The sequence below is a fragment of the Pedobacter hiemivivus genome, assembly GCF_004331685.1.
Lineage (GTDB): Bacteria > Bacteroidota > Bacteroidia > Sphingobacteriales > Sphingobacteriaceae > Pedobacter > Pedobacter hiemivivus.
The window spans coordinates 308,383-319,121 of record NZ_SJSM01000005.1; the positions used below are offsets into that span (position 1 = coordinate 308,383).

The 10,739-nt window shown below is 39.0% G+C and carries 11 protein-coding genes; 5 read left to right on the forward strand and 6 right to left on the reverse strand.

Features of this window, described 5'->3' with window-relative positions; all coding sequences use genetic code 11:
- On the reverse strand, positions 1-1,221 hold the full coding sequence (locus EZ444_RS11765; protein ID WP_131609139.1) for an ABC transporter permease: 1,221 nt from the start codon (positions 1,219-1,221) through the stop codon (positions 1-3).
- A 138-nt stretch (positions 1,222-1,359) separates the two neighbouring features.
- Here EZ444_RS11765 and EZ444_RS11770 point away from each other — a divergent pair, with 138 nt between their 5' ends.
- Positions 1,360-1,569, forward strand: a complete 210-nt coding sequence (locus EZ444_RS11770) for a hypothetical protein (RefSeq protein ID WP_131609004.1) — start codon at positions 1,360-1,362, stop codon at positions 1,567-1,569.
- 52 nt (positions 1,570-1,621) lie between these two features.
- Entirely contained in the window at positions 1,622-2,896 is a 1,275-nt protein-coding gene (locus tag EZ444_RS11775; protein WP_131609006.1) for an exo-beta-N-acetylmuramidase NamZ family protein, read from the forward strand.
- A 74-nt stretch (positions 2,897-2,970) separates the two neighbouring features.
- On the opposite strand, the gene EZ444_RS11780 is transcribed toward EZ444_RS11775, so the two are convergent.
- Positions 2,971-3,237, reverse strand: coding sequence for a hypothetical protein (locus tag EZ444_RS11780; protein WP_131609008.1), 267 nt, complete (start codon positions 3,235-3,237; stop codon positions 2,971-2,973).
- 156 nt (positions 3,238-3,393) lie between these two features.
- Between EZ444_RS11780 and fmt the strand changes: the two genes are divergently transcribed.
- Positions 3,394-4,302 carry a methionyl-tRNA formyltransferase gene (gene fmt, locus EZ444_RS11785; protein ID WP_131609010.1) on the forward strand — a complete coding sequence of 303 codons (909 nt, stop codon included), beginning with the start codon at positions 3,394-3,396 and terminating at the stop codon, positions 4,300-4,302.
- Here the strand turns inward: fmt and EZ444_RS11790 are convergent.
- The 3 genes from EZ444_RS11790 to EZ444_RS11800 form a co-directional block, all read right to left on the reverse strand.
- Positions 4,297-4,935, reverse strand: a complete 639-nt coding sequence (locus tag EZ444_RS11790) for a DUF6266 family protein (RefSeq protein WP_131609012.1) — start codon at positions 4,933-4,935, stop codon at positions 4,297-4,299. The genes fmt and EZ444_RS11790 overlap by 6 nt on opposite strands.
- 455 nt (positions 4,936-5,390) lie before the next feature.
- Positions 5,391-6,227 (reverse strand): aminotransferase class IV, encoded by an 837-nt coding sequence (locus EZ444_RS11795; RefSeq protein ID WP_131609014.1) that lies wholly within the window; start codon positions 6,225-6,227, stop codon positions 5,391-5,393.
- 17 nt (positions 6,228-6,244) lie between these two features.
- Complete coding sequence (locus tag EZ444_RS11800; RefSeq protein ID WP_131609016.1) at positions 6,245-7,276, reverse strand: RluA family pseudouridine synthase; 1,032 nt, start codon at positions 7,274-7,276, stop codon at positions 6,245-6,247.
- 349 nt (positions 7,277-7,625) lie between these two features.
- Between EZ444_RS11800 and EZ444_RS11805 the strand changes: the two genes are divergently transcribed.
- Together EZ444_RS11805 and EZ444_RS11810 are read left to right on the forward strand one after the other, a co-directional pair.
- A complete protein-coding gene (locus EZ444_RS11805; protein WP_131609018.1) occupies positions 7,626-8,504 on the forward strand; it encodes a 1-aminocyclopropane-1-carboxylate deaminase/D-cysteine desulfhydrase in 879 nt (292 codons plus the stop codon).
- A gap of 73 nt (positions 8,505-8,577) precedes the next feature.
- A complete protein-coding gene (locus EZ444_RS11810) occupies positions 8,578-9,711 on the forward strand; it encodes a sensor histidine kinase (RefSeq protein WP_131609020.1) in 1,134 nt (377 codons plus the stop codon).
- Here EZ444_RS11810 and EZ444_RS11815 read toward each other — a convergent pair.
- Positions 9,708-10,736 carry a class I fructose-bisphosphate aldolase gene (locus EZ444_RS11815; RefSeq protein WP_131609022.1) on the reverse strand — a complete coding sequence of 343 codons (1,029 nt, stop codon included), beginning with the start codon at positions 10,734-10,736 and terminating at the stop codon, positions 9,708-9,710. The genes EZ444_RS11810 and EZ444_RS11815 overlap by 4 nt on opposite strands.
- Positions 10,737-10,739: the final 3 nt, after the last annotated feature.

Genomic DNA, 10,739 nt, shown 5'->3' on the forward strand with positions numbered 1-10,739 from the left:
TTACTTAAACCTAATCGCTTTTAGTGGACTAATTCGGCTAACCAACATGGAAGGTAATATCAATACCACGAGGCAAATCACAAATGTGGCCAGGTTTAAGATCAAAACATCAACGAAATGAATCTCTATTGGGACGTACGATAAATAATATGAAGTCTGGTCTAGTTTATAAATGTGTGTGTATTGCTGTAAAAACCCTAAGCCCAATCCCAATATATTGCCAAGCAATAGCCCAAAACCTACGAGGTAAAGGGCATTGTACATAAATATTTTCATTACGCTGTAGTCCGTCATGCCGAAAGCTTTCAATATGCCGATCATATTGGTTCGCTCAAGGATCATGATCAATAAAGCGGTAATCATATTGATCACCCCTACGACCATCATCAATACCAACAACACTTTGGTATTGACATCCAGTAAGGACAGCCAGGTGAAAATTGCCGGAAAATACTCGGAAACAGACTCTGATTTTAGATTCAGCTCCATGTTCTCGTAAATATGATCGGATACTAATTTTAATTTAGAGAAGTCTTTAATTCTGATTTCAATACCACCAATCTCATTAGGCTTCCAGTTATTCAACCTTCTGATGATGTTTAGATCGCCGATTACAAAACCCTTATCAATTTCTTCAACACCGATGTCATAAATACCTACGATTTTAAAGGGGCGCTTACGCGGTGGATTCTGTACAAAGTACATGATAAAGTCGTCGCCAACTTTAAGTCTTAATCTGTTGGCCGTAAATTGAGAAATCATGATTTGCCTTGTCGCTTTAGCGCTATCTGCAAAATCAATCACCTTACCACTAACCAAATGCTTGCGAATATAATCCCAATTAAAAGTCTTATCTATCCCTTTAAAATTGATCCCTTCAACCTCATCATTGGCCGAAATAATTGCTGGTTTTGTAGCATAAGGCTGGTAAAATTCTACATCAGGATTGTTATTTAGCTGATCTATCGTTTTCTTTTGGGGCACAAAAGGCAAAAGTTCAAACGAATTATTTAAACTGTATTTAAAGATCCTTACATCTCCAATATAGCCTCTTACCTTCTCCTGTATTTCTGTTTTAAACCCCTTTATAATGGCGACAGAAAGCATCATCACCGCCAGACTTAGCATGACTCCTGCTATAGCGATACGAACAATCAACTTAGAAAAAGTACGCTCTGATTTTATGGCTATACGCCCTGCTATGAAATATTCTGTATTCAATCTTTTCACCTGCTATTGTGGTGTAAAAGTGCATTTTTTTAAATTAAGATTTTAATAAAAAATTAGATTATAGAATCTAGAGGGCTTCTTCCAAACAATCTGACCATGTTTAAGGTTTATATCTAAAACATAACGATTATGGCAAAGTCAACTATTGAAAAAAAGATAGAAAGCAAAGTAAAATCCATCCAAAATCAAATTAAAAAACTACAAATTGATTTAGCTCACTGGCAAAAAATTGCTAGCGATTATGAAACAAACAGAGAAACCATCGAATCAATCCTATCCGTACACAATGCACCAGATCTAGGTAGCAATAAGAAAGGAAGCAGTGGTGGTAAAAACTGATTAATCATTTTTTATTACCTTTATCTTTATACACAACGAAAAAGGTTATTAAATGACACGATCCTTAAAACTCCTCCTCAACGCAGTCTTATGTTCTTTTCTGCTTCAAGCTTGCAGTCCATCAACTACCGTAGCTTTTAATCCGGCCGTCCCTAATCCTTACAAGGTAAAGGCGGAAGATGTTGATAAGCCTAAAAATGGAAAGCTACTTACCGGTGCGGAACAAACAGAGCTTTACGTACCTTATTTAAAAGGCAAACGTGTAGGTATGGTGGTTAATCCAACCTCTATAATTGGTAAGGAAACAACTGTTGACAGTTTACTGAAACTCGGTGTAAACATTGTTAAAATATTTGGACCTGAGCACGGTTTTAGAGGAAACGCCAGCAACGGAACACACGTTGATGATGAAATTGACACTAAAACAGGGATAAAGGCCATTTCACTATATGGAAAACATTCTACACCTACCAACGCAGAACTGGCAGATGTGGATGTGATGGTATTTGACATCCAAGATGTAGGCGTACGTTTTTATACCTATATCAATACTTTGCAACATGTAATGGAGGCCTGTGCCGCCAACAAGAAGGAGGTTCTGATCTTAGATAGACCAAATCCCAATGGTTTTTACATTGACGGACCAATACTAGATCCACAATTTAAGTCGGGCATAGGATTAAAACCAATCCCAGCAGTACACGGACTAACTGTTGGTGAATATGCTCAAATGTTGAATGGTGAGAACTGGTTGGACAATAAGCTGAAATGCAAAATTAAAATCATTAAAGTGGCCAATTACACCCATGATACACCATATGAACTTCCCGTTAATCCTTCACCAAACTTAAATACGCCACAGTCTATTTTACTGTATCCAACGACTTGCTTATTCGAAGGAACGTATTTGAACTATGGTCGGGGCACACAGTTCCCATTTACCATTGTAGGTGCACCAGCATTAAAAGGTAAATACGAATTTTCTTTTACGCCCGTAAGTCTTAAAGGTATGTCTGAAAGCCCGCTGTTTATGAACCAGGTTTGTTATGGTTTAGACCTTAGAAATTATGACACCAATAACTTCAGAAAAACAAAGCAAATCAACTTAGGTTGGATGATCGAATTGTATAAGGCCTCACCAAACAAAGCAGACTTTTTTAACTCTAAGTTGAGCAAAGAAATGGGAACGATTGAGCGACTCATTGGCGTTGCTGATTTCAGGAAGCAAATTATTGCAGGAAAATCGGAGCAAGAAATCAGAGCCAGCTGGGAACCGGGGCTAAGTCAGTATAAAAAGATGCGCAAAAAGTATTTGTTGTATCCTTAAAATATTATCCACATAAAATGGCAAAAGGCCCTGCAATTGACTATTTGCAGGGCCTTTTTAATTAAAAACAATCTTTACTTAGCTTCAACTGTCTTTTTATCTTCTACAACATTTTTCTGTTCAGGTTTATAGATTGCACCCGTTGCAAAATCTACAATAAGGCCAGGCCAAAATAAGAGGATATCGGCAATTAAGGCCACCGGCCTAACGGCACGAGAAGGTTCACCTTCTTTTGGCTTTGTACGCTGAGCTGCAGTTACTTTACCACCAAATACGGTAGCGCAGCTAGATAAAATGCAAACGACCAATGCCATTGCAATAATACTTGTGTGTTTTTTCATTTGTGTGTGTGTTTATTTACTCCACAATTTATAATTTAATTTTAAATCAACAACACCTCTCTCCATAGTATTACCTTTGCTATCTTAATCGTTACACAAATAACAAAAACCCGTAAAATTTTTAGTTATTTTGTCACTCAATACAATCAAAAATATATGAAACTAGTTTTTATGGGTACGCCCGATTTTGCAGTTGCTTCTTTAAATGCTTTGGTACAAGCGGGGTTTGATGTAGTTGGTGTAGTTACCGCAGCTGATAAGCCTGCAGGTCGTGGTCAAAAACTCCATGAAAGTGCAGTTAAACAGTATGCCGTTGCAAACGGACTAAAGGTATTGCAACCTTTAAAATTAAAAGACCCTGAGTTTATTGAGGAATTGAAGGCTTTAAATGCCGACTTACAAGTGGTCGTAGCTTTCAGAATGCTACCTGAAATGGTATGGAATATGCCAACCAAAGGAACGATAAACTTACACGCCTCATTACTTCCTCAATACCGTGGTGCAGCCCCTATCAACCATGCCATCATTAATGGCGAAAAGGAAAGTGGTGTAACCACCTTCTTCCTAAAACATGAAATAGATACGGGTGATATTATATTTTCTGAAAAAGTAAACATTGCTGATGATGACACAGCGGGAGACCTACACGATAAGCTAATGAATGTTGGCGCAGGATTACTTGTAAGGACAGTACAAACCATTGAAACCGGTGATTACATAGAACAGCCCCAACCACAAAGTAATGAGCTTAAACACGCGCCTAAAATATTTAAGGAGCATTGCCTGATTGATTGGAACCAACCAGCACCTGCGATTTACAACCTGATCAGAGGCTTAAGTCCATACCCTACTGCCTTTACCCAGCTCAATGATAAAACCCTAAAAGTTTTTAAAGCCGAACTGGAAGAAGTTCAACCTGAAATTGAAGTCGGCTCCTTTTTATCCGATGGTAAAACCTATTTGAAATTTGCTGCAAAAGATGGCTATATTAAATTCATCAACCTACAATACGAAGGTAAAAAACGCATGCAGGTTGATGAATTTTTGAGGGGAATGAGGTTATAACCTCATTATCCTACCTAAATACAAACTATCTGCGGCATTTTTCCTATCATCAGATACAAAAGAGATATAAACCTCAAGGGGTTCGTTACGCATTTCAGGTGTAATCTGTAAGATATCACAACCCTTAATTCTTCGCGCTCCAGTATTTTTAAACTCATGCGTATTGCTTTCTGGGGCATAGGCTAACAGCATCACCTGGTCCCTGCTGTAGGGCCAGGAAATGCCTTCAACATTCCAACTAAATTTAAGTCCTTCGGCTACGAATTCGACAGTAGGATTTATTGGTTGAGGCAGATTACCAGCACTAATGACGACTTTAGCGTAATCAACCTCCACATCTGGATAAAATCCTTTAAGTGCATGAGGCTTGTTATATGCAATCGCCAAGTTGTGGTAGTTTTTTGTTGTCCCTTCCGCTTTGGGATTAAATCCGGTTTCGAGCAAAGTATCCATAGATTTCAAAAACTCCATGATTACTTTCATTTGCAACTTGTTATTCAGCTGCTTGTTTGTTAAAGGCTTCTTGTTCTCTCCAATTGCCCTTATAATTTCCTGACCGTTCAATGCGTAGCTTACCACATTGGCGATTTTACCTTTTACACCCCCTAGGATGCCATTTTTTAAGATTGCCATAATACTTTGTTTTAATTGTTTTACATTTAATTATCTATACAACATCCCCCAAACAAAGAATTTTTCTCGCAGAAAAAGCAAAAAATAGGTAAGCAGCAACTTCTAGGATCTTACCGAGGCCTTCCCGAGTCTGTGGCCCCGGCAAGGCCCCAGCAACACCCCGGCAATGCCCCATCAAGGCCCCTAAAACTACAACCGACTACCAGCCATGTTACGTCGTATTAAGCCCCGACTTCTATTCTCTTTTTTCCTTTGTATTTTCGCTTTAATTGGTTTGTTATTGTTATAATGTAAAGTAAAATAATTCAAAGTACAATGTCCAGTCCCCCGGGGTCGGAGACCCCCCACCTAAAAAACACCAAAAACCCATTCCCTTAGGCATTGTATGCCTCCTCATTTTTTTTAAAAAAAATGATTTTATTCAAAAAATACAGTAAATAGGATATAGAATTTATTTAAAAACTGTTCAACTTTGCGCTGAGCAACTTAGTCATCTCATTAAAATAACGTTTACGGCCATAGCCCATTACCCAACGGATACCACTAATGGCATTGGTGATAAATACCTCTTCCGCAGCTTTTAATATTTCTGGATTAATCTGTGCCTCAATCACAGGAATCTCATGTGCTTTGGCCATGCTCATCACTACATTACGCATTACGCCAGCCACACAGCCCTCAGATAATGCAGGGGTATAGATCTTTTTATCGTAAACTACAAAAATATTGGAGCTAATGCTTTCGCATAAAAAACCATGCTGGTTTAAAATGAAGACATCATCAAGGCGGTGCTGCTTTTTATACAGCCCGGCCATTACATATAGCAAAGAATTGCTTGTTTTATAATTAGAAAGGCTATTTACGGGCTTAGTCAATTCATCAAAGACATCAATGATCAGCCCTTTTTTATTCAACTCATAGTTACCTTCTTCAAGTGCCGAAGCCTCTAAAACATAACCCGATTTATTAATATTAGGTGTATAAAGTCCATCACCGGCACGGTAAACCGAAAGCCTGAAACGAACATTATCTTTTAGTTTATTTTTTTTGCAAAGCTCGCTCGTTTTCTGCTTCAAAAAGTATTCATCAAGCAAGGCACTGCCATCCATTTTCAGGGCCATCATCCCCGCACGTAATCTATCCGCATGCAGCTCGGCAAATTTAAGCTTGCCATTGCACATGCGCATCGTCTCAAAGAGCCCATCGCCATACTTAAATCCACGGTTACCAGCCGTAAATATTGGGTGATTGATGGCTACAAACTCATCATTATGTAAAATATATTCTTGCATTTATCTGTGCCAGCGCATTAGGAAGGTTGTACAATGTAATTTCTCCACTTATTCAGTGCCGAGTCGAAATCGGAAGGCAAAGGTGCTTCAAATTCCATATATATTTTAGTCCTCGGATGAATAAATCCTAAAGTTTGTGCATGAAGTGCCTGACGCGGCAAAATATTAAAGCAGTTTTGTACAAATTGCTTGTATTTAGTAAAGGTAGTTCCTTTTAAAATTTTATCTCCACCATAATTGGCATCGTTAAATAAGGGGTGACCAATGTGCTGCATATGCGCTCTGATTTGATGTGTACGGCCAGTTTCTAGCTGGCAACTAATTAAGGTTACATAACCTAAACGCTCTAACACCTTATAATGTGTTACCGACCACTTACCTTTTTCTTCTTCATCATACACATCCATTACAATTCGGTTTTTTAAGCTTCTGCCGATATACCCCGTAACGGTACCTTCATCTGCGATATCACCCCAAGCCAGGGCTACATATTTACGCGTAATGGTATGGTCAAAAAACTGTTTGGCCAACTTAGTCATCGTCATCTCGTTCTTGCTAATCAACAACAATCCAGATGTATCTTTATCTATACGGTGCACCAAACCTGGTCTACCCTCATTACCCGGTAATTGCGGAAGTTGTTCAAAATGGAAAGCCAGCGCATTAACCAGCGTCCCTGTATAATTGTTAAAACCAGGGTGTACAACCATACCGGCCACTTTATTCACCACCAATAGATCTTCATCCTCATATACAATGTCCAATGGAATATCTTCAGGATAAACTTCAGTATCGCGAGGTGGATGCGGAAATACAATTGAAATCTCGTCTAAGGGTTTTACTTTATAGCTAGGTTTAACCGTCTTCTGATTGACCAGCACGTTGCCAGCATCAATTGCATTTTGAATACGGTTACGCGACGCATTTTCCATGCGTTGCATCAAAAACTTATCTACGCGCAACAAAGACTGTCCTTTATCTACAACAATATTAAAATGTTCGTATAAATCCTGCTCTTCTAATTCCGGTCCTGTGTTACTGTTTTCCATTTAGTCTTTATTCTTATTTAGAGGTTATGGAGCTTGTGACCGCTTTTAGCTTTGCAGGTTCCATGCTGCAAAACTAATCTTTAAGTATTACATATTTAAAAAGAAATTGGTCTGCTTTTTGTTAAGTTAAGCACATACCCAATATTATAAATTTATGAGACAGTTACAAACCACTCGATATACCATGTATGCAGAGCATAACGACCTCGTAATTAATGAGAAACAGAAACCTACCACTATGAAAAATTTTACTCAAAACGTTAAAATCATTTTAAATTTCTTTCCCTACTTACTTAAAAAGATTTATTTCAAACCATAAGAGCTAAAAAAGGCGTCTATATTTGTGGCAATGTTTATAAATATACCCAGCCCTCTTCAACAATTAAAGGATTTCGCAGGACATCAGGTTCTGATAAAAAGGGATGATTTAATTGATCCTTATGTATCAGGTAATAAATGGCGTAAGCTAAAATACATTCTGGCGGCGGCCAACGCGCAACAAAAAAATCATTTGGTAACGTTTGGTGGTGCCTATTCTAATCATTTAGTCGCAACTGCTGCTGCTTGTTCTAAAGCAGGTTTAAAAAGTACAGCTTTTGTGCGTGGCGATGCAGTGGCCTGTATTCACAACGAAATGTTGATGTTGTGTAGGTTATTTGGGATGGAACTTATTTTTACGGACAGACTAAGCTATAAAAACAAATCATCATTATTTGAACTGCGATTTGCTGAAGATCAAAACGCATTTTTTGTTGATGAGGGTGGTGCCAGCCCTGAAGCGGTTAAAGGCTGCGCCGAGATTATAGCCGAATTACCGACAGATATTGATCATTTATTTTGTGCAGCAGGGACGGGGACCACTGCTGCGGGCCTATTAACCGGCATACACCAACTCGGACTAAAAACAAAACTACACGTTATACCGGTTTTAAAAGGGGGCGATTTCATTGCCGACGAAATTTTAAAATATACTGGTAGCACAGATCAACTGGTATTGCATACCGATTATCACTTTGGCGGCTATGCCAAAACCAAACCCGAATTAATTGACTTTATAAAAACCTTTACCGCGACTGAAGGCATACTAATAGACCCTGTTTACACTGCAAAGATGTTTTACGCAATTAGTCATTTACACGCCAGCGGATATTTTAAGCCTACAGAAAAGGTCGTAGCTTTACATACCGGGGGATTACTTGGATTAATGGGAATGAAAGATAAATTTTAATCAGTAATATTTCGTATATTATATAGATTATTGCATACGCTAGTATGGAATACAAAAGGGATAAAAATATTTTATGGGCATGCTAAAAAATGGTGACCTTGCACATCAGCACCTCAGTGAGAAACTAAGGCTCAGCGAAGATAGATTTTCGCGGGCTTTTGAACATGCTGCAATCGGTATGGCCATCGTAAGCCTGAAGGGTAAATGGCTCCGTATCAACAAAAGCATTTCCAAAATACTTGGCTATAAATCGTCGGAATTACTGAAATTGACTTTTCAAGACATTACGCATCCGGATGATCTGGACAAGGATTTGAACTTGCTGCATGAGATGATCGAAGGGAAAATTGAATCCTACCAAATGGAAAAGAGATATTTCCATAAAAACGGTCATTTGGTTTGGGTGATCCTTGCTGTATCCATTATAAAGAACAGTAATGGTAAACCTTTACATTTCATTTCACAGCTTACTGACATCAGCAAGGTTAAAGAGGCTGAATATGAAATGAAGGCTGTTTTGGATGTAACCAACGATCAGAATAGACGGCTACTCAATTTTGCACATATCGTTTCTCATAACCTCCGTTCCCATTCCGGAAATCTTACCATGTTACTTAACTTTATAGAAACAGAGACTGACGAGGATTCGAGGAAAGAATTGTTTAACATGTTCCGCCATGCGGCTTCTAACCTTCAAGAAACTATAGGACATCTAAATGAAGTGGTAGCGGTAAATACCACCATCAGCGAAAAGCTCACAAAAATTAATCTAAGCCAGGCCATCAACGGAGCTATTGGCAATATTGAGGCGCTACTAAAGGCTGAAGAAGTAATCTGTATCAACGAAGTAGAAGAAGACATCATCGTCGGGGTAGTCCCCGCGTATCTGGATAGCATTCTACTTAATTTCTTAACCAATTCCATCAAATATCATGCACATGGGCGGAGACCTATAATTAAGCTTTCTGCCAAAGTTGAGGAGAATTTAGTGGTGCTTACCATAGAAGACAATGGTATTGGCATAGATCTACAGCTTAATAGGGATAAAATATTTGGCATGTACAAAACCTTTCATAACAACCAAGATGCTAGAGGAATTGGTTTATTTATAACTAAAAATCAGATAGAAGCAATGGGTGGAAAGGTAAGCGTGGAAAGTGAAGTTGATAAAGGAACGATTTTTAAAATCTACTTTAAGCAGGGTTAGCTTTCATGGCTTTCCATTTCTGCATTATATTCTGCCCGGCGGGCAGCGCTATTACAAGCGGCACGGTGATATAACATCTTTTGTGCAGCATCTTTATTTTTATCTTCACCTTTCCAAATTTCCAAAGCGGGCTGCTGAATGGCTCTTGAAAAAGAAAAGGTTAAAGACCAGGGCATCAATGATCCAAACCTAAGCTGCATCATATTTAAACGTTCCGAAGCCAATTGATAAGCTTGTCCACCGGACAGGAATGCAATCCCCCCTACAGCAGCAGGAACCACTTTTAGAAAAGAAGAGATGGTTTCTGAGGCGATTTCCTCCGTATCACTTTGATCAGGACAGCTTAATCCCGGCAAAACCATGTTCGGTTTTAGAATCATCCCTTCCAGCGCAACCCTTTGTTCATATAGCTCATTAAAAACGGTGTGCAATACATCTCGTGTAACTGCCCCACACTGTCGAAGGCTATGATCACCATCCATGAGCACTTCAGGCTCTACAACAGGCACAATTCCTGCTTCCTGACGAAGCGCTGCATACCTTGCTAAGGTAAAAGCATTCGCTTTGATGCAAGTTCTTGTGGGGATCCCCTCACCAATAGTAATAACTGCGCGAAACTTAGCAAAGCGTAAACCTAGTTTATAATAGGCCGATAAACGCTCGCGCATTCCATCTAAGCCTTCCGTAACTTTTTCGCCAGGAAATGCGGGTAAGTCTACAGTACCCTGATCTACCTTTATTCCGGCAATAATCCCCTTATGTTCCAGTATCTCTAGAAATGAGATGCCGCTTTCTGTTTTTTGATACAATGTTTCCTCGAAAAGAATAGCTCCGCTGATGCACTCTTCCAAATGGGGCGTAGTGACAATCAATTCACGATACTTTCGTCTAAACTCTTCAGTTTCTGGAATCCCTAGTGCTTTAAATCTTTTGTTACAGGTCCCTAGACTTTCATCCATTGCCAACAATCCTTTATCGTCGGCCATAAGCCTTTGAGCGATATTTTTAAGTTCCAATGCGTACATAGC